The 19414-nt window shown below is 50.2% G+C and carries 14 protein-coding genes; 8 read left to right on the plus strand and 6 right to left on the minus strand.

Translation table 11 applies throughout. The annotated features are described in order from the left end of the window. Nucleotides 1-35: 35 nt before the first annotated feature. From alkB to ompC, 4 genes are all read right to left on the minus strand, one after another. Nucleotides 36-686, minus strand: coding sequence for a DNA oxidative demethylase AlkB (gene alkB / locus A31E_RS11450; protein ID WP_001516739.1), 651 nt, complete (start codon nucleotides 684-686; stop codon nucleotides 36-38). Beyond that, complete coding sequence (gene ada, locus A31E_RS11445) at nucleotides 686-1750, minus strand: bifunctional DNA-binding transcriptional regulator/O6-methylguanine-DNA methyltransferase Ada (RefSeq protein ID WP_016248976.1); 1065 nt, start codon at nucleotides 1748-1750, stop codon at nucleotides 686-688. Before ada ends, alkB begins: the two co-directional genes overlap by 1 nt. 73 nt (nucleotides 1751-1823) lie before the next feature. Beyond that, a complete protein-coding gene (gene apbE / locus A31E_RS11440) occupies nucleotides 1824-2879 on the minus strand; it encodes an FAD:protein FMN transferase ApbE (RefSeq protein ID WP_016248977.1) in 1056 nt (351 codons plus the stop codon). Between the two features lie 111 nt (nucleotides 2880-2990). Next, nucleotides 2991-4082, minus strand: coding sequence for a porin OmpC (gene ompC / locus A31E_RS11435; RefSeq protein ID WP_016248978.1), 1092 nt, complete (start codon nucleotides 4080-4082; stop codon nucleotides 2991-2993). Nucleotides 4083-4817: 735 nt separating this feature from the next. On the opposite strand from ompC, the gene rcsD reads away from it, so the two are divergent. Both rcsD and rcsB read left to right on the plus strand, forming a co-directional pair. Then, a complete protein-coding gene (gene rcsD, locus A31E_RS11430; protein ID WP_016248979.1) occupies nucleotides 4818-7490 on the plus strand; it encodes a phosphotransferase RcsD in 2673 nt (890 codons plus the stop codon). 16 nt (nucleotides 7491-7506) lie between these two features. After that, nucleotides 7507-8157: a response regulator transcription factor RcsB gene (rcsB, locus tag A31E_RS11425; protein ID WP_001516743.1), complete on the plus strand. Its 651-nt coding sequence runs from the start codon at nucleotides 7507-7509 to the stop codon at nucleotides 8155-8157. A gap of 135 nt (nucleotides 8158-8292) precedes the next feature. Here rcsB and rcsC read toward each other — a convergent pair whose 3' ends face one another. Beyond that, nucleotides 8293-11145: a two-component system sensor histidine kinase RcsC gene (gene rcsC / locus A31E_RS11420; protein ID WP_016248980.1), complete on the minus strand. Its 2853-nt coding sequence runs from the start codon at nucleotides 11143-11145 to the stop codon at nucleotides 8293-8295. 166 nt (nucleotides 11146-11311) lie between these two features. On the opposite strand from rcsC, the gene atoS reads away from it, so the two are divergent. The 6 genes from atoS (at nucleotide 11312) to atoB (ending at nucleotide 18562) form a co-directional block, all read left to right on the plus strand. Then, nucleotides 11312-13138 carry a two-component system sensor histidine kinase AtoS gene (atoS, locus tag A31E_RS11415; protein ID WP_001516745.1) on the plus strand — a complete coding sequence of 609 codons (1827 nt, stop codon included), beginning with the start codon at nucleotides 11312-11314 and terminating at the stop codon, nucleotides 13136-13138. After that, on the plus strand, nucleotides 13135-14520 hold the full coding sequence (gene atoC / locus A31E_RS11410) for an acetoacetate metabolism transcriptional regulator AtoC (RefSeq protein WP_016248981.1): 1386 nt from the start codon (nucleotides 13135-13137) through the stop codon (nucleotides 14518-14520). Before atoS ends, atoC begins: the two co-directional genes overlap by 4 nt. A 195-nt stretch (nucleotides 14521-14715) precedes the next feature. Beyond that, nucleotides 14716-15378 carry an acetate CoA-transferase subunit alpha gene (atoD, locus tag A31E_RS11405; protein WP_000850523.1) on the plus strand — a complete coding sequence of 221 codons (663 nt, stop codon included), beginning with the start codon at nucleotides 14716-14718 and terminating at the stop codon, nucleotides 15376-15378. Beyond that, the gene (gene atoA / locus A31E_RS11400; RefSeq protein WP_000339068.1) at nucleotides 15378-16028 is read left to right on the plus strand and encodes an acetate CoA-transferase subunit beta; all 651 of its coding nucleotides are present in this window, start codon (nucleotides 15378-15380) and stop codon (nucleotides 16026-16028) included. The genes atoD and atoA overlap by 1 nt, the downstream gene beginning before the upstream one ends. Beyond that, nucleotides 16025-17347: a TIGR00366 family protein gene (locus A31E_RS11395; protein ID WP_000580268.1), complete on the plus strand. Its 1323-nt coding sequence runs from the start codon at nucleotides 16025-16027 to the stop codon at nucleotides 17345-17347. The genes atoA and A31E_RS11395 overlap by 4 nt, the downstream gene beginning before the upstream one ends. 30 nt (nucleotides 17348-17377) lie before the next feature. After that, nucleotides 17378-18562, plus strand: a complete 1185-nt coding sequence (atoB, locus tag A31E_RS11390) for an acetyl-CoA acetyltransferase (RefSeq protein WP_016248982.1) — start codon at nucleotides 17378-17380, stop codon at nucleotides 18560-18562. A 73-nt stretch (nucleotides 18563-18635) separates the two neighbouring features. Here the strand turns inward: atoB and A31E_RS11385 are convergent, their stop codons facing one another. Then, the gene (locus A31E_RS11385) at nucleotides 18636-19412 is read right to left on the minus strand and encodes a YfaP family protein (protein WP_001225842.1); all 777 of its coding nucleotides are present in this window, start codon (nucleotides 19410-19412) and stop codon (nucleotides 18636-18638) included. Between the last annotated feature and the right edge of the window lie 2 nt (nucleotides 19413-19414).

Consider the following 19414-nt stretch of genomic DNA (forward strand, 5'->3'; position numbering starts at 1 on the left):
CATCTCCGCGCACACAGCAATAATAATTCTTATTTTTATTCTTCTTTACCTGCCTGGCGAAAGGTCAGGTTGTAGCGACAGTCGGCGGTCAGTGGATGAAATCCCGCTTTTAGTGGTTGAATACCGTGATAAAACAGCCGTGACTCACCGCCCCACACCACCACATCGCCATGTTCCAGCAACAGACGTTTTAGCGGATCATTACGTTTCAAGCCGCCAAACTGGAAAATTGCAGGCAGTCCCAGAGAAACAGAAACAATTGGCGCGCGCAGATCCGGCTCGTCTTTATCCTGATGCAATGACAGTTTCGCGCCAGGGACGTAGCGGTTGATAAGGCAAGCGTCAGGCTGGAAATCGGGATACCCCGCCGCCGTTGCTGCCCGTTGGCACAAATCACGAAAGCCTTGCGGCATGGCGGGCCACGGCTTATTTGTTTGTGGATCAATAGGCGAATAGAGATAGCCTTGCTGGTTAGTCGTCCAGCCAAGACGTCCACAGTTGGTCATTGCCACCGACATGGTATACCCACCCGGTGTAACCATCTGGCGAAACGGCGACTGGTTGGCGACACCGTTAATTTCCTGCATCAGATCTTCTGCGATATCAAAAGCAAAACGGCGCAGGATCACTGCGCCGGAAGCCAGCGGTTCTTGCCAGGGTTCAGCATCAGTGAACAGATCCAGCATTACCTCTCCTCATTTTCAGCTTCGCGACGTAGCAATTGCGCTTTACGCGAAACACCCCAGCGGTAACCGGAAAGTGCGCCATCGCCACGTACCACCCGATGACAAGGTATAACGATCGCTAACTTATTGGCGGCGCAAGCACTTGCCACTGCACGCACCGCTGTTGGTTTGCCGATGGAATTTGCCAGTCGCTGGTAACTCACTGTTTCACCACAAGGAATGGAACGCAATGCTTGCCAGACTTGTTGTTGGAAAGCGGTGCCGCGAATATCCAACGGTAACGTCAGCGGCGTATTACGGTTATTAAGGCTGGCGATGACCTCGCGCACATGTTGCTGAAATGTCGGATCAGCAGGGGCGTTGTCGGCGGCAGGAAACATCTGCTGTAGCTCGCCAATTAATGTCGCATCGTCATCGCCCAGTAAAATCGCGCAAATCCCCCGCTCGCTTTCCGCCACCAGGCAACGCCCCAGCGAACAATCGGCCAGCGCATAACGAACAGCCAGGTTTTCGCCACCATGACGAAACTGTTTAGCCGTCATGCCCAGCGTTTCGTCGGCTTTACGGTAGTAACTGCTGCCGTCGGGAAATCCGGCGTGGAGAATCGCCTGGGTGACGCTCTCCCCTTTCGTTAACGATTCGCGCAAGCGACGAGCACGCCAGGCCTGTTGCCAGGCTTTTGGTGTCATTCCGGTCGTAGCTTTAAATAAACGGTGTAAGTGGAATGGACTCATCGCCACCTGGTCGGCTAAAGCCTCCAGCGTCACGGGCGTTTCTTGTTCCAGCAGCCGACAAGCATGGGTGATTTTATCCAACCGGTCTTGCCGGGCATTGGCTTTGTCCGGCTGGCAACGTTTGCAGGGGCGAAAACCTGCGGCAAGCGCCTCGCTGGCATCCGCATAAAAGGAGACGTTTTCCCGCAGGGCATGTCTGGCGCGGCAAGACGGGCGGCAAAAGATGCCCGTGGTACGCACGGCGAAAACGAATTTGCCGTCGGCGTGCGGGTCGCGGGCCAGGACAGATTGCCAGCGTTGATCGTCAGTTAAGCATGTGGCGTTTTTCATAAGCAGCTCCCTGGTTAAGGATAGCCTCTAGTCTGCCCGGTCACCATCACGCAAAAACCAACAATCTTGCGCTTTAATTTTTTTCGCTGATAAGGAAGCTTTTAAACTGCGGCGACATCCAGGTTTTAAAACTATCGCCCTCTTTGGTGATCATATAGACCGCCAGCCCTTCCCGGCGAACGATTTCTTTGGCTTTATCCGGCCCGAGAACCATTAACCCGGTGTCCCAGGCATCGGCTTCCAGCGCCGTCGGGGCAATTACCGTCACGGACACCAGATTATGTTCGATGGGACGCCCGGTTTGCGGATCGATAACATGGGACAGGCGTTTGCCGTCCAGCTCGTAATAGTTGCGATAGCTACCGGAGGTGCTAATCCCGTGGCCATTGATATCGACCACGGCCTGAACCGCATTCTCTTTATCGGTCGGTTTTTGGATCGCCACCCGCCACGGCTGCCCTTCACCATTCATGCCCCGGCTGTTCAGTGCGCCGCCAACCGACACCAGATAGCGGGAAATACCTTCCTGCTCCATGAGACGCGCCAGATGATCTGCCGCATAACCTTCACCCACGGTGGAGAGATCGACATATAAGTCCGGCACATCTTTTTGCAGATATTGCTGATGCAACTGATTAATTACCATCAGGTGCTGTAAGCCGGTTTTGGCTTTCATCGCGTCGATCTGTTCCTGGGTCGGGATTTGTACCGGCTGTTGCTCCGGGCCAAAGCCCCACAAATTCACCAGCGGCCCGACGGTAATATCCATCGCACCGTCAGTCTTTGCGCCAATGCGTAGCGAAGTGGTGACGATATCAGCCATCGCTTCACTTACCGGCCACGGCGATAAACTTTGCGAGTCGTTAAAACGCATCAGCGCGGAATCTTTTTTATAAGTCGAAAGTAGCTGATCGTCGGCATCCAACTGAGTCTGGATCTTCTCTTTGAGTTCAACACTACGTTTGGCGTCAATGCCCGGAATGCTGGCACGCCAGAAGGTTCCCATCGTTTTGCCTTCAAGAACGGTAACTTCAGGAGCGTTGGGTTTGGCGGGTTGTGGTTTTTGATCGCAACCAACAAACAAGAGCGCGGCAGCCAGCAATGCCACACGGGTAAAGTTCATTTCCATACGTGATTATCCTCATGCGAACGGTCGCAAGAGTACACCAAAAGACTGCGTTTGTACGCTGAAAACAATGAAAAAAGGGCCCGCAGGCCCTTTGTTCGATATAAATCGAGATTAGAACTGGTAAACCAGACCCAGAGCTACGATGTCATCAGTGTTGATGCCAGCAGCGCGGGTGAACTGGTTGTCGTCCAGCAGGTTGATTTTGTAGTCAACGTAGGTGGACATGTTTTTGTTGAAGTAGTAGGTAGCACCAACATCAACATATTTCAGAATATCTTCGTCGTCGTAGCCACGACCCAGGTTTTTACCTTTAGACTGCAGGTATGCTACAGACGGACGCAGACCGAAGTCGAACTGGTACTGAGCAACAGCTTCGAAGTTCTGTGCTTTGTTCGCCCACCCCAGGGAACCTACGCGAGTTGCGTTATAGGTCTGGGTGTACTGAGCAGCCAGGTAGATGTTGTTCGCGTCGTATTTCAGACCACCAGTGTAGGTTTCAGCACGGTCGCCGTTACCGATGTAAGCAGCGCTGTTCTGATCATCAGTACGTTTGGAGCTGGAAACTGCAGCACCGATACCGAAGCCTTCGTAATCATAAGTGATAGAACCGCCAACGCCGTCGCCGTTCTGACGCAGAGCGCCACGACCGTTGTTGGTCATGCCTTCGCCGCTTACGCTACCGTTTTTACCCTGATACTGAACAGCAAAGTTCAGGCCGTCAACCAGACCGAAGAAGTCGGTGTTACGGTAGGTCGCGAAGCCGTTACCACGCTGCTGCATGAAGTTGTCAGAACCGTAGGTGTCGCCACCGAATTCTGGCAGAACGTCGGTCCAGGAAGTTACGTCGTAAACAACGCCGTAGTTACGACCGTAGTCGAAAGAACCGATATCCTGGAATTTCAGACCAGCGAATGCCACACGGGTCCAGGAGTTGTTTTCGCTTTCCGGAGCGTTGCCCTGGATCTGATATTCCCACTGGCCATAACCGGTCAGTTGGTCAGTAACCTGAGTTTCACCTTTGAAGCCGAGACGCATGTAGGTCTGGTCGCCATCTACAGACTTGTCGTCAGAGAAATAGTGCAGGCCGTCTACTTTACCGTACAGATCTAATTTGTTGCCGTCTTTGTTGTAAACTTCAGCAGCGTTTGCTGCGCCTGCTACCAGCAGAGCTGGGACCAGGAGGGACAGTACTTTAACTTTCATGTTATTAACCCTCTGTTATATGCCTTTATTTGCTTTTTTATGCCACTGCATACTGATTAACCCTCATTAATCAGTCGGCAAGTCCATTCTCCCCAAAAATGCAGAATAATCCAACACGAATATGATACTAAAACTTTTAAGATGTTTCATTTATCGTTATAGATGTTTCAAAATGTAAATGTGATGGAACTTTTTAAGATTCTTGATGATTGGCGAAATAAGCACCTAACATCAAGCAATAATAATTCAAGGTTAAAATCAATAACTTATTCTTAAGTCGTTGATAGCACTGAATGCCAAAACAAAATCTTCACTCGCAACTAAAATATGTCTCGCTATCATCATTAACTTTATTTATTACCGTCATTCATTTCTGAATGTCTGTTTACCCCTATTTCAACCGGATGCATCGCATCCGGTTTTTTTTACCCTTCTTTACACAACTTTTATTTTCTTGTGCTACCCATGCAAAATTATAACAACTGTTAATAATTTCACATAAAATTAACAATATTATAATTCCCCGCCATCTTTCCTTATTTGTAATTAACTTTGTTCTTTTTGCAGATTATTTGTACAAAAAAATGCCGCATGTACATCTCTTTCCCATCGTGCAAAAGGATAAATATCATTGGGGAAGAGAGAACCATCTATCTGGTAATAGTCTGGAATTTCGCTCTATACCCTTTATACTGCCCTATCACTTCGAGAAGTTTTAACAGGTCATAAACACGAATGCGTCAGAAAGAGACAACGGCCACGACCCGCTTTTCACTCCTACCGGGGAGCATTACCCGCTTCTTTTTACTGTTGATCATTGTGTTACTTGTGACGATGGGAGTGATGGTACAAAGCGCTGTCAACACCTGGCTAAAAGATAAAAGCTACCAGATTGTCGACATTACCCATGCTATACAAAAGCGTGTCGATACCTGGCGTTACGTGACCTGGCAGATCTACGACAACATCGCTGCGACGACTTCGTCTTCCACCAGTGAAGGTTTGCAAGAGACGCGTCTGAAACAGGATGTCTATTATCTGGAAAAACCACGCCGCAAAACAGAAGCCCTGATCTTTGGTTCTCACGACAATTCAACGCTTGAGATGACCCAACGAATGTCTACTTATCTGGACACATTATGGGGCGCAGAAAATGTACCGTGGTCGATGTATTATCTGAACGGCCAGGATAACAGCCTGGTGTTGATCTCTACTCTGCCATTAAAAGATCTCACTTCTGGTTTCAAAGAGTCGACCGTCAGTGACATTGTCGACTCACGTCGCGCGGAGATGCTGCAACAGGCCAACGCACTGGATGAACGCGAAAGTTTTTCTAATCTGCGTCGTCTTGCCTGGCAGAACGGCCATTACTTTACCTTACGTACCACCTTTAACCAGCCAGGACATCTGGCGACGGTGGTTGCATTTGATCTGCCTATTAATGACCTGATCCCGCCGGGGATGCCGCTGGATAGCTTCCGTCTTGAGCCAGAAGCGGGCGCAACGGGTAACAATAATAATGAGAAAGAAGCCGCAGACAGCGTCAGCATTAACTTCAACAGTTCTAAAATTGAAATCTCTTCGGCGCTCAACTCCACCGATATGCGATTGGTCTGGCAGGTTCCTTACGGCACTTTACTGCTGGATACATTGCAAAACATTCTGCTGCCACTGCTACTGAACATCGGTTTGCTGGCGCTGGCGCTTTTTGGTTATACCACCTTTCGCCATTTCTCCGGCCGCACCACTGAAAGAGCCCCCAGTACTGCAGTGAATAACGAACTGCATATTTTGCGGGCAATAAATGAAGAGATTGTGTCACTCCTACCGCTCGGCCTGCTGGTTCACGATCAGGAATCGAATCGCACAGTAATAAGCAATAAGATTGCCGACCATCTGCTACCGCATTTGAATCTGCAAAATATCACCACTATGGCAGAGCAACATCAGGGAATCATTCAGGCGACTGTTAATAACGAACTGTATGAGATTCGCATGTTCCGCAGCCAGGTAGCGCCGCGTACACAAATCTTCATTATTCGCGATCAGGATCGCGAAGTGCTGGTAAACAAGAAACTCAAGCAGGCACAGCGTCTGTATGAGAAAAATCAGCAGGGCCGGATGGCTTTTATGCAAAACATTGGTAACGCACTGAAGGAGCCAGCCCGGGGGCTTGCAGAAAGCGCAGCAAAACTTAACTCGCCGGAAAGCAAACAACTGGCGAATCAGGCGGACGTATTAGTACGACTGGTTGATGAAATTCAGTTAGCGAACATGCTGGCGGACGATAGCTGGAAGAGCGAGACTGCGCTTTTCTCCGTGCAGGATTTAATTGATGAAGTGGTGCCTTCTGTATTGCCTGCGATCAAACGCAAAGGTCTGCAACTACTGATTAACAATCATCTGAAAGCACATGACATGCGCCTTGGCGATCGTGATGCCTTACGCCATATTTTGCTGCTGCTGATGCAATATGCCGTCACCTCAACGCAACTGGGGAAAATTACCCTCGAGGTTGATCAGGATGAATCCTCCGAAGAACGTCTGACTTTCCGTATTCTGGACACCGGAGATGGTGTAAGTATTCATGAAATGGATAATTTACATTTCCCGTTCATCAACCAGACCCAGAGCGATCGCTATGGTAAGGCAGACCCGCTGGCATTCTGGTTGAGTGATCAACTGGCGCGCAAACTGGGCGGTCATTTAAACATCAAAACACGGGACGGCCTTGGTACACGCTACTCCGTGCATATCAAAATGCTCCCGGCAGACCCGGACGTTGAAGAGGAAGAGGAACGTTTACTGGATGATGTCACCGTGATGGTGGATGTAACTTCTACAGAAATTCGGAATATTGTCACTCGCCAGTTAGAAAATTGGGGTGCAACCTGTATCACACCCGATGAAAGATTAATTAGTCAGGATTATGATATCTTTTTAACGGATAATCCGTCTAATCTTACTGCCTCTGGCTTGCTTTTAAGCGATGATGAGTCTGGCGTACGGGAAATTGGGCCTGGTCAATTGTGCGTCAATTTCAATATGAGCAATGCTATGCAGGAAGCAGTCTTACAATTAATTGAAGTGCAACTGGCGCAGGAAGAGGTGACAGAATCGCCTATGGGTGGAGATGAAAATGCGCAACTCCATGCCAGCGGCTATTATGCGCTCTTTGTAGACACAGTACCGGATGATGTTAAGAGGCTATATACTGAAGCAGCAACCAGTGACTTTGCTGCATTAGCCCAAACGGCTCATCGTCTTAAAGGCGTATTTGCCATGCTAAATCTGGTACCCGGCAAGCAGTTATGTGAAACGCTGGAACATCTTATTCGTGAGAAGGATGTTCCAGGAACAGAAAAATACATCAGCGACATTGACAGCTATGTCAAGAGCTTGCTGTAGCAAGGTAGCCTATTACATGAACAATATGAACGTAATTATTGCCGATGACCATCCGATAGTACTGTTCGGTATTCGAAAATCACTTGAACAAATTGAGTGGGTGAATGTTGTCGGCGAATTTGAAGATTCCACAGCACTGATCAACAATCTGCCGAAACTGGACGCGCACGTGTTGATTACCGATCTCTCCATGCCTGGAGATAAATACGGTGACGGGATCACCTTGATCAAATACATCAAACGCCATTTCCCAAGCCTGTCGATCATTGTTCTGACCATGAACAACAACCCGGCAATTCTTAGTGCGGTACTGGACCTGGATATCGAAGGGATCGTACTGAAGCAAGGCGCGCCTACGGATCTGCCGAAAGCCCTCGCCGCGTTGCAAAAAGGCAAGAAATTTACCCCAGAAAGCGTTTCTCGTTTGCTGGAGAAAATCAGTGCCAGTGGTTACGGCGACAAGCGTCTCTCGCCTAAAGAGAGTGAAGTACTGCGCCTGTTTGCAGAAGGTTTCCTGGTTACCGAGATTGCCAAAAAGCTCAACCGCAGCATCAAGACCATTAGCAGCCAGAAGAAATCCGCGATGATGAAGCTGGGCGTCGAGAACGATATCGCCCTGCTGAACTATCTTTCTTCTGTTACCTTAAGTCCGGCGGATAAAGAGTAATTTAGCCAGCCAACAGGTCGGATGCGGTGTAAATACCTTATCCGGCCTACAAATCCCAATATTTCAATAGATTGCACAAACGCAGGCCTGATACGACGTGCCAGCGTCGCATCAGACATTTACACCGACCGCACCCTACGATGATTTCCGCGCTTTCCTGACTCTTTCGGCATACATCGTCAGCGTCTGTTTTATGACATCCAGCGTCACCGGCTTCGACAGACAACTATCCATCCCGGACTCCAGGCATCGCTGCTTCTCTTCGGCCAACGCATTGGCTGTCACCCCGATTACCGGCAATGTTAGCCCCAATTGGCGAATACGCTGCGTTAACCGGTAACCATCCATATTCGGCATGTTAACGTCACTAAGCACGATATCAATGTGATTCTTGCTAAGAACATTAAGCGCATCGATACCATCATTCGCGGTCTTACACTGATAACCCAACGATCCGAGCTGATCGGCCAATAAGCGACGGTTAATAGGATGATCATCAACCACCAGAATCATCATGTCGTCGTTGCTGGTAGACTCTTTGTCAGCCAGCGGCAGAACGTTGCCAGGATCATCATTTTCCATCTCAACCCGATAGATACGCGCCAGTAGCACAGGCAGTTCATGCGACGAAGCAACGCTATGCTCCCATTCACCGGGCGCTCTTTCCAGCGGAATGCCAATATGTCGGCGGCAGAAAGTCACCACCGCTCTGCCCTGCCATTTTTCACTCAGCGGCTCATCAGTAATCAACACATCCTCAGGTGACGGTTCCTGACCTTCATATGTTGTAACGACTACACCACTGCGCTGCAAACTGGTTTCGATAAATTGGCATAGCGACGCATTGCGTACCGCCAACCAACAGCGTTTACCCGTTAACCCTTCAACGCCTTTTTTATGTGGATATTGTGCGCCGTACAGTGGAATACGCACGGTAAACTGGCTTCCCATACCAGGTTCAGACTCCACCGAGATGTCACCGTCCATCATGCTGATCAATTTTTCACAAATCGCCAGCCCCAGACCGGTTCCCTGGAAGTTACGCTGAACGCCTGTCCCCACCTGGAAGAAGGGATCAAACAGCCGCACCACTTCTTTCGCCGGGATACCCACGCCGGTATCGCGAACGCGAATAGAAAGATAATCACCATCGGCACGGACATGCAGAACAATGCAGCCTGTATCGGTAAATTTTATGGCGTTACTCAACAGGTTGGAGATGACCTGCTGTAAACGCATCGGATCACCGTTTAAGGTTACCGGCACATCCGGTTCAATAAAGCAGTACAAACCAAGCTGTTTACGCACCACCAGCGGCAAATAGTTGGCGGTGATATGGTTCATCACTTCACGCGGTGAAAACTCACGCGGTTCTATCTTCAACTGTTCCGATTCAATCTTCGAAAAATCGAGAATGTCGCTGATAATTTTCAACAGCAGACTGGAAGAGTTGTTCATTGCCGTCACCAGACGGTCAACGCCTTTCGGTAACTCTTTAGTTTGCAATAGATCCAGGTTACCGATAATGCCGTACAGTGGTGTACGCAGCTCGTGGCTGACGGTAGCAAGGAACATCGATTTCGATTGGCTCGCCTGTTCTGCTGCCTGCGCCATCTCTTGCAGCGACTCTTCCATCTTCACACGTGAAGAAACATCGACAAGTACGCAAATCGCCACGTTTTCATTACGATAGCGCGAATGGACGAAACTGATTTGCAGATTGGTATTGTTGCTGGTCAGGACATCGACAAAATTGACCTGTTGACCGCAAATAATTTGCGTCAGCCGCTGGCGATCCTCATGCGTAAGCATATTGAGATAGGTATGCGCCAGTTCGTTACTCAAAATATTGACGCCATCAGCGGTACGCAAAATGCAGATCCCGACCGGCGCGGAGGCGACAATCTTGCGATTAAACTGCTCATGCTCCTCCAGACGCTGGGCGTCGCTTTCCGCTGGAATGAAAATACGCCGCTCATACATCCGCGCGAGGGTAAACAACGCCGCCCCGGTGATCACATTGAGCAAAATCGCGTTGAGGATCAGCATACGTATGCGTTCCAGCACCTGATCAACGGGCACCGAGTAAACAATGCTTAACGATGACGGCGGCAGATTTTTCTTCAGCACCAGCTCATGGAAACCTGGTGTATAACCGAACCAGGAGCGTTCCTGCATCCAACGCGGTTCAGCTTTGATTTTACTTTCCGGTCCGGTCAACGAAATCAGGGTATGACCATTCTCATCAAGGATGGTGACTCCCATCGGTAATGTACCCGGTAAAAAGAAGTTCTCCATCCGAATGGTTTGTTCAACGCCCAACAAGGCCTGCAAACGGTTCGCCAGATAAACCGGCGTCAGCGCGTAGAAATACCCGACGCCAGGGCGCGGGCCTTCGCTGATCCAATAGAGGTTGCTGCCACTGTCATCCTGCGGCGCATTACGATACTTATTGATGCGCTCATGCAGAGCTTTCAAGGCGGTATCGCGTTCGACAGGCATATCACGCAAACCAAAGTTTGCCATGCAGAGGTTATCGCTGCCGATCAAAAATACGCGGTTGAGATCGTAAGCTGCAGAGAAATTATCGCGCCAGTAGCGCATAAACCATGCCAGCGACTCCAGAGATCCCCGCCAGGTGTTACTCATCGCGGAACAGTCAGAATCGGCAAACAGCGGTTCGAACTCGGGCACATCCGTTTGCGTTTCCCGCCCACGCGGGGAAAGTACGCCGTTTTCTGCAGACAAGCGATTTTCGGCAATGTACTTCAGCTCTTTCATCACATCAGAAGTGCGTTGGATAAACCGCTGAGCCTGATCGGAGCTCAGGTTAAATTCCTGACGAATCTCAGATTCTCGCTGATGCAGAGCATTGACGATGTAAAACACTGATGAGAAAGCAATCAACAGCCAGAGCAATAACGCCAATGCTCTGAACATATAGCGCGAAACTTTCAGGGTTGTACGAAAAGAAGCAAGGTATTTCAAAGGGGCGAAGCTCCGCCTCAGGTGACCGATGGAGTGTGGTTAAGGTAGCGGTAAAAACGTGCCACCGCAATGTTCTGTCATCCCGGTAATATGATACACCGCCGAGAAATCATCACCTTAACCCCCGATAATCGTCATATACCGGACAAGATTGGTGGATTTCAGCATGAATTATATGAAGTGGATTTATCCACGCCGCTTACGCAATCAAATGATCCTGATGGCAATCCTGATGGTCATTGTCCCAACGCTTACTATTGGTTATATCGTAGAAACGGAAGGACGTTCAGCAGTCTTATCTGAAAAAGAGAAAAAACTTTCTGCCGTGGTCAATCTGCTTAATCAGGCGCTAGGCGATCGCTACGATCTCTACAACAACTTACCGCGTGAAGAGCGTATCCGCGCATTGAACGCAGAACTTGCTCCCATTACCGAAAATATCACTCACGCCTTCCCTGGGATAGGTGCTGGTTATTACAACAAGACGCTGGATGCGATAATCACCTACGCGCCTTCAGCGCTATATCAGAATAATGTGGGCGTTACTATCGCCGCGGATCACCCTGGTCGCGAAGTAATGCGTACAAATACACCTTTAGTTTATTCAGGCAGGCAAGTTCGCGGCGATATTCTGAATTCAATGATTCCCATTGAACGTAATGGTGAAGTCCTCGGCTATATCTGGGCCAATGAATTAACCGAAGATATTCAACGCCAGGCCTGGAAAATGGATGTGAGGATTATCATTGTGCTCACCGCCGGTTTGCTGATTAGCCTGCTGTTGATTGTGCTCTTCTCCCGTCGCCTGAGCGCCAATATAGATATCATCACCGATGGCCTCTCGACTCTGGCGCAAAATATTCCTACCCGATTACCACAATTGCCCGGTGAAATGGGGCAAATCAGCCAGAGTGTTAACAACCTCGCCCAGGCACTGCGTGAAACGCGGACACTTAACGATCTGATTATTGAAAACGCTGCCGATGGCGTCATTGCCATTGACCGCCAGGGTGATGTAACCACCATGAACCCCGCAGCAGAAATCATCACTGGCTATCAACGTCATGAACTGGTAGGGCAGCCTTACGCCATGTTGTTCGACAATACTCAGTTCTACAGTCCTGTACTGGATACGCTGGAACATGGCACCGAACACGTGGCACTGGAAATCAGTTTTCCAGGCCGTGACCGCACCATTGAACTCAGTGTCACTACCAGTCGTATTCATAACACGCATGGTGAAATGATAGGTGCTTTGGTGATTTTCTCTGATTTAACTGCCCGAAAAGAAACCCAACGCCGCATGGCGCAAGCTGAACGCCTCGCCACCCTGGGTGAACTGATGGCAGGCGTGGCGCATGAAGTACGTAATCCGCTGACGGCTATCCGTGGTTATGTGCAGATCCTACGCCAACAAACCAGTGACCTAATACATCAGGAATATCTGTCCGTTGTGCTCAAAGAAATCGACTCAATTAACAAAGTCATTCAGCAATTGCTCGATTTTTCACGCCCACGCCACAGTCAATGGCAACAAGTCAGCCTTAATGCATTGATTGAAGAAACTCTGGTACTGGTGCAAACCGCCGGAGTACAAGCGCGGGTCGACTTCATAAGCGAACTGGATGATGAATTAAGCCCGATTAGCGCCGATCGTGAACTGCTCAAACAGGTACTACTGAATATCCTGATCAATGCCGTCCAGGCTATCAGTGCACGAGGGAAAATTCGCATTCGAACCTGGCAGTACAGTGACTCACAACAGGCCATTTCGATAGAAGACAACGGCTGTGGCATTGATCTCTCGCTGCAAAAAAAGATCTTCGATCCCTTTTTCACCACCAAAGCCTCAGGAACAGGGCTTGGTCTGGCGTTAAGTCAGCGCATCATTAACGCCCATCAGGGGGATATTCGCGTGGCCAGTTTGCCGGGCTGCGGCGCAACCTTCACCCTTATTTTACCGATCAACCCGCAGGGAAATCAGACCGTATGACCGCTATTAATCGCATCCTTATTGTTGATGATGAAGATAATGTTCGCCGTATGCTGAGCACCGCTTTTGCACTACAAGGATACGAAACACATTGTGCGAACAACGGACGCACAGCATTACAACTGTTTGCCGATATTCACCCTGACGTGGTGTTGATGGATATCCGCATGCCAGAGATGGACGGCATCAAGGCACTAAAGGAGATGCGCAGCCGTGAAACCCGAACCCCCGTTATTCTGATGACGGCCTATGCTGAAGTGGAAACCGCCGTCGAAGCACTACGTTGCGGTGCCTTCGACTATGTTATCAAACCGTTTGATCTCGATGAGTTGAATTTAATCGTTCAGCGAGCTTTACAACTCCAGTCAATGAAAAAAGAGATCCGCCATCTGCACCAGGCACTGAGCACTAGTTGGCAATGGGGGCACATTCTCACCAACAGCCCGGCGATGATGGACATCTGCAAAGACACCGCCAAAATTGCCCTTTCTCAGGCCAGCGTCTTGATTAGCGGTGAAAGTGGCACCGGAAAAGAATTGATTGCCAGAGCGATTCACTACAATTCGCGGCGGGCAAAGGGGCCATTTATTAAAGTCAACTGCGCGGCGCTACCGGAATCGTTGCTCGAAAGTGAACTGTTTGGTCATGAAAAAGGCGCATTTACTGGTGCACAATCCTTGCGTCAGGGATTATTTGAACGCGCCAACGAAGGTACTCTGCTCCTCGACGAAATTGGCGAAATGCCGCTGGTACTGCAAGCCAAATTACTACGCATTCTTCAGGAACGGGAATTTGAACGGATAGGCGGCCATCAAACCATAAAAGTTGATATCCGCATCATTGCTGCCACCAACCGCGACTTGCAGGCAATGGTTAAAGAAGGCACTTTCCGTGAAGATCTCTTTTATCGCCTTAACGTTATTCATTTAATACTGCCACCTCTGCGCGATCGTCGGGAAGATATCTCCCTGTTAGCTAATCACTTTTTGCAAAAATTCAGTAGTGAGAATCAGCGCGATATTATCGATATCGATCCGATGGCAATGTCACTGCTTACAGCCTGGTCATGGCCGGGAAATATTCGTGAGCTTTCCAACGTCATTGAACGCGCCGTCGTGATGAATTCAGGCCCGATCATTTTTTCTGAGGATCTTCCGCCGCAGATTCGTCAGCCTGTCTGTAGCGCTGGTGAGGCCAAAACAGCCCCTGCCGGTGAGCGTAATTTAAAAGAGGAAATTAAACGCGTCGAAAAACGCATCATTATGGAAGTTCTGGAACAACAGGACGGCAACCGAACCCGCTCGGCTTTAATGCTGGGCATCAGTCGCCGTGCATTGATGTATAAACTTCAGGAATACGGTATCGATCCAGCGGATGTATAACACCAAAACTTGCTATGCAGAAATTTGCACAGTGCGCAAATTTCTGCATAGCCGAACATTCACCTTCGTCATCCCCTTCTAATTTACCCTTTATTATTCAACCAGTTAAAAAACAACAGCAAATATTCTCATTCTGGCACTCCCCTTGCTATTCCCTGACTGTACCCACAACGGTGTATGCAAGAGGGATAAATAATGAAAACAAAATTGATGACATTACAAGACGCCTCCGGCTTCTTTCGTGACGGCATGACCATCATGGTGGGCGGATTTATGGGGATTGGCACTCCATCCCGCCTGGTTGAAGCATTACTGGAATCAGGCGTTCGCGACCTGACATTGATAGCCAATGATACCGCGTTTGTTGATACCGGCATCGGCCCGCTCATCGTCAATGGTCGTGTCCGCAAAGTGATTGCTTCACATATCGGCACCAACCCGGAAACAGGTCGGCGCATGATATCTGGTGAAATGGACGTCGTTCTGGTGCCACAAGGTACGCTAATCGAGCAAATTCGCTGTGGTGGTGCCGGACTTGGTGGCTTTCTCACTCCAACCGGTGTCGGAACCGTCGTAGAGGAAGGCAAACAGACGCTGACACTCGACGGCAAAACCTGGTTACTTGAGCGTCCACTGCGCGCCGACCTGGCGCTAATTCGCGCTCATCGTTGCGACACACTTGGCAACCTGACCTATCAACTTAGCGCCCGCAACTTTAACCCCCTGATTGCCCTTGCGGCTGATATCACGCTGGTAGAGCCAGATGAACTGGTCGAAACCGGAGAGTTGCAACCTGACCATATTGTCACCCCTGGTGCCGTTATCGACCACATCATCGTTTCACAGGAGAGCAAATAATGGATGCGAAACAACGTATTGCGCGCCGTGTGGCGCAAGAGCTTCGTGATGGTGACATCGTGAATCTGGGCATTGGTCTGCCGACGATGGTCGCCAACTATTTGCCAGAAGGCATTCATATCACTCTGCAATCGGAAAACGGTTTTTTGGGGCTAGGCCCGGTGACAACGGCACACCCTGATCTGGTGAACGCTGGCGGACAGCCATGCGGTGTTTTGCCTGGAGCAGCCATGTTTGACAGCGCCATGTCATTTGCACTGATCCGCGGCGGCCATATTGATGCCTGCGTGCTCGGTGGTTTACAGGTAGACGAAGAAGCCAACCTCGCGAACTGGGTAGTGCCTGGGAAAATGGTGCCCGGTATGGGGGGAGCGATGGATCTGGTGACCGGGTCGCGCAAAGTGATCATTGCCATGGAACATTGCGCCAAAGATGGTTCACCAAAAATCTTGCGCCGCTGCACCATGCCGCTCACTGCGCAACACGCGGTGCATATGCTGGTAACAGAACTGGCAGTCTTTCGTTTCGTTGACGGCAAAATGTGGCTCACCGAAATTGCCGACGGATGTGATTTAGCCACCGTGCGTGCCAAAACCGAAGCTCATTTTGAAGTAGCCACCGATCTGAATACGCAACGGGGTGATTTATGATTGGTCGCATCTCGCGTTTTATGACGCGTTTTGTCAGCCGGTGGCTTCCCGATCCCCTGATCTTTGCCATGTTGCTGACGTTGCTAACATTCGTGATCGCGCTTTGGTTAACACCACAAACGCCGATCAACATGGTGAAAATGTGGGGTGACGGTTTCTGGAACTTGCTGGCGTTCGGTATGCAGATGGCGCTTATCATCGTTACCGGTCATGCCCTTGCCAGCTCCGCTCCGGTGAAAAGCTTGCTGCGTACTGCCGCCTCCGCTGCAAAGACGCCCGTACAGGGCGTCATGCTGGTCACTTTCTTTGGCTCAGTCGCTTGTGTCATCAACTGGGGATTTGGTCTGGTTGTTGGCGCAATGTTCGCCCGTGAAGTCGCCCGGCGAGTACCCGGTTCTGATTATCCGTTGCTCATTGCCTGCGCCTACATTGGTTTTCTCACCTGGGGCGGCGGCTTCTCTGGCTCAATGCCTCTGTTGGCTGCCACACCGGGCAACCCGGTTGAGCATATCGCCGGGCTTATCCCGGTGGGCGATACTCTGTTCAGTGGTTTTAACATTTTCATCACTGTGGCATTGATTGTGGTGATGCCGTTTATCACCCGCATGATGATGCCAAAACCGTCAGACGTGGTGAGTATCGATCCGAAACTACTCCAGGAAGAGGCTGATTTTCAGAAGCAGCTACCGAAAGATGCCCCACCATCCGAGCGACTGGAGGAAAGTCGCATCCTGACGTTGATCATTGGTGCACTCGGTATCGCTTACCTGGCGATGTACTTCATCGAACATGGTTTCAACATCACCATAAATACCGTCAATCTGATGTTTATGATTGCGGGCCTGCTACTGCATAAAACACCAATGGCTTATATGCGTGCTATCAGTGCGGCAGCACGCAGTACCGCCGGTATTCTGGTGCAATTCCCCTTCTACGCCGGGATCCAGTTAATGATGGAACACTCAGGCCTCGGCGGACTCATTACCGAATTTTTTATCAATGTCGCAAATAAGGACACCTTCCCGGTAATGACCTTCTTTAGCTCTGCGCTGATCAACTTCGCCGTACCTTCTGGCGGTGGTCACTGGGTTATTCAGGGGCCATTTGTGATACCCGCAGCCCAGGCACTGGGCGCAGATCTGGGTAAATCCGTAATGGCGATCGCCTACGGCGAGCAATGGATGAACATGGCTCAACCGTTCTGGGCGCTGCCAGCACTGGCAATCGCCGGACTCGGTGTCCGCGACATCATGGGCTATTGCATCACTGCCCTGCTCTTCTCCGGCGTCATTTTCGTCATTGGTTTAACGCTGTTCTGACGGCAACTCTACAGACAGAAGGAATATAAAATGAAAAATTGTGTCATCGTCAGTGCGGTACGTACTGCCATCGGTAGTTTTAACGGTTCACTCGCCTCCACCAGCGCTATCGATCTAGGGGCAACGGTGATCCAGGCCGCCATTGAACGCGCAAAAATTGACTCACAACACGTAGATGAAGTGATTATGGGTAACGTCCTGCAGGCGGGTTTAGGGCAAAACCCGGCGCGTCAGGCATTGCTTAAAAGCGGGCTGGCAGAAACGGTGTGCGGATTTACGATCAACAAAGTGTGTGGCTCGGGTCTGAAAAGCGTGGCGCTTGCCGCCCAGGCGATTCAGGCCGGTCAGGCGCAGAGCATCGTCGCGGGTGGAATGGAGAACATGAGTTTAGCGCCCTACTTACTCGATGCAAAAGCACGCTCAGGTTATCGTCTGGGAGACGGACAGGTTTATGACGTAATCCTGCGCGATGGTCTGATGTGCGCCACCCACGGTTATCATATGGGGATTACCGCCGAAAACGTGGCCAAACAGTACGGAATTACCCGTGAAATGCAGGATGAACTGGCACTAAATTCACAGCGTAAAGCGGCAGCGGCAATTGAATCTGGTGCTTTTACAGCCGAAATTGTCCCGGTAAATGTCGTCACACGGAAGAAAACCATCGTCTTCGATCGCGATGAATTCCCGAAAGCAGATTCTACTGCAGAAGCTCTGGCTGCATTGCGCCCGGCCTTCGACAAAGCCGGAACGGTCACTGCCGGGAATGCTTCAGGCATTAACGACGGTGCTGCCGCGCTGGTGATTATGGAAGAATCGGCGGCGCTGGCGGCAGGCCTTAAACCACTGGCTCGCATTAAAAGCTATGCCAGCGGCGGCGTGGCTCCCGCGTTGATGGGAATGGGGCCAGTACCTGCCACACAAAAAGCGTTACAACTGGCAGGGCTGCAACTGGCAGATATTGATCTTATCGAAGCCAATGAAGCGTTTGCTGCGCAGTTCCTTGCCGTAGGGAAAACCCTGGGCTTTGATCCTGAGAAAGTGAATGTTAACGGCGGGGCTATCGCGCTCGGGCATCCTATCGGTGCCAGCGGTGCACGTATTCTGGTCACTCTGTTACATGCAATGCAGGCACGCGATAAAACGCTGGGGCTGGCAACGCTATGTATTGGTGGTGGTCAGGGAATTGCGATGGTGATTGAACGGTTGAATTAATAAACAAAAACGCCCGATAGCGAAAGTCATCGGGCGTTTTCTTAAACAACGACAGTGAAGGTAACCTCATTAATTACCAGTCAAAACTTTTCACCAGCGTCAGTTCACCAGCATTACGCATCGGGACAACAAAAGTTTCCTGTTTTTCATTGACCGAGCCTTCATCAGTGATGAGCGTCAGTTGAGCAGTCGTCAATTCCGTTTCGCTGCGTCCGCCATAGTAGTTGATATACACCTGATAGCGCCCGTGAATCGGCGCAGGCATAGCGAAAATCTCTGGTCCGTAACCTGTCGTGACATCCATATCCAGTGCGCCACTATTTTTCAGCGCTGTATTACCGTACCAGGCGTGTTCACCATCCGGCGTGACGACATGGAGATCGAGATCGGTATTATCCGTATCCCATGAAAGAACTAACCGTAAACGCGCGCGAATTGCACCAGCCCCCGGTGTAGAGTAAAACTGCATTTTTTGTCGGCTTTGCCCATCAGGGCTGATGACCTGCACACTGTTGCTGCCTTCGGTAAAAATATAAGGGCGCGCAAATGAACCATCAGATTCAATTCTCTGCGGCATACTGGCACCGTTGACCACCAATCGCCCCTGCTGGGTTTTGCCCGCCGCAGCATAATTTTTTATTTTGCCGCGGATCTGCGCAGAGATATTTTGATCATCAGCCATATTGACGGACGACGCGGGGTAATTGATCGATTGTGAAAAACTGGCATCTTCACCCTCTGCCGGATGCCAGCCAGAAAGCGGTGCATCAATTTCGACTTCCTGCACTCCTTCGCTGTGGGCAACAGGCGAAAGTGCCACCAGTAACAACGGAAGAAATATCTTTCGCATAG

It is taken from the genome of Escherichia sp. KTE159 (assembly GCF_000408805.1).
GTDB lineage: Bacteria > Pseudomonadota > Gammaproteobacteria > Enterobacterales > Enterobacteriaceae > Escherichia > Escherichia marmotae.

Excerpts from the sequence above, each read along its gene's own strand:
- ompC (WP_016248978.1), bottom strand. The coding sequence starts at position 4,082 with ATGAAAGTTAAAGTACTGTCCCTCCTGGTCCCAGCTCTGCTGGTAGCA.
- ada (WP_016248976.1), bottom strand. The coding sequence starts at position 1,750 with ATGAAAAACGCCACATGCTTAACTGACGATCAACGCTGGCAATCTGTC.
- atoB (WP_016248982.1), top strand. The coding sequence starts at position 17,378 with ATGAAAAATTGTGTCATCGTCAGTGCGGTACGTACTGCCATCGGTAGT.
- atoC (WP_016248981.1), top strand. The coding sequence starts at position 13,135 with ATGACCGCTATTAATCGCATCCTTATTGTTGATGATGAAGATAATGTT.
- alkB (WP_001516739.1), bottom strand. The coding sequence starts at position 686 with ATGCTGGATCTGTTCACTGATGCTGAACCCTGGCAAGAACCGCTGGCT.
- apbE (WP_016248977.1), bottom strand. The coding sequence starts at position 2,879 with ATGGAAATGAACTTTACCCGTGTGGCATTGCTGGCTGCCGCGCTCTTG.
- A31E_RS11395 (WP_000580268.1), top strand. The coding sequence starts at position 16,025 with ATGATTGGTCGCATCTCGCGTTTTATGACGCGTTTTGTCAGCCGGTGG.
- atoD (WP_000850523.1), top strand. The coding sequence starts at position 14,716 with ATGAAAACAAAATTGATGACATTACAAGACGCCTCCGGCTTCTTTCGT.
- atoA (WP_000339068.1), top strand. The coding sequence starts at position 15,378 with ATGGATGCGAAACAACGTATTGCGCGCCGTGTGGCGCAAGAGCTTCGT.
- atoS (WP_001516745.1), top strand. The coding sequence starts at position 11,312 with ATGAATTATATGAAGTGGATTTATCCACGCCGCTTACGCAATCAAATG.
- A31E_RS11385 (WP_001225842.1), bottom strand. The coding sequence starts at position 19,412 with ATGCGAAAGATATTTCTTCCGTTGTTACTGGTGGCACTTTCGCCTGTT.
- rcsB (WP_001516743.1), top strand. The coding sequence starts at position 7,507 with ATGAACAATATGAACGTAATTATTGCCGATGACCATCCGATAGTACTG.
- rcsD (WP_016248979.1), top strand. The coding sequence starts at position 4,818 with ATGCGTCAGAAAGAGACAACGGCCACGACCCGCTTTTCACTCCTACCG.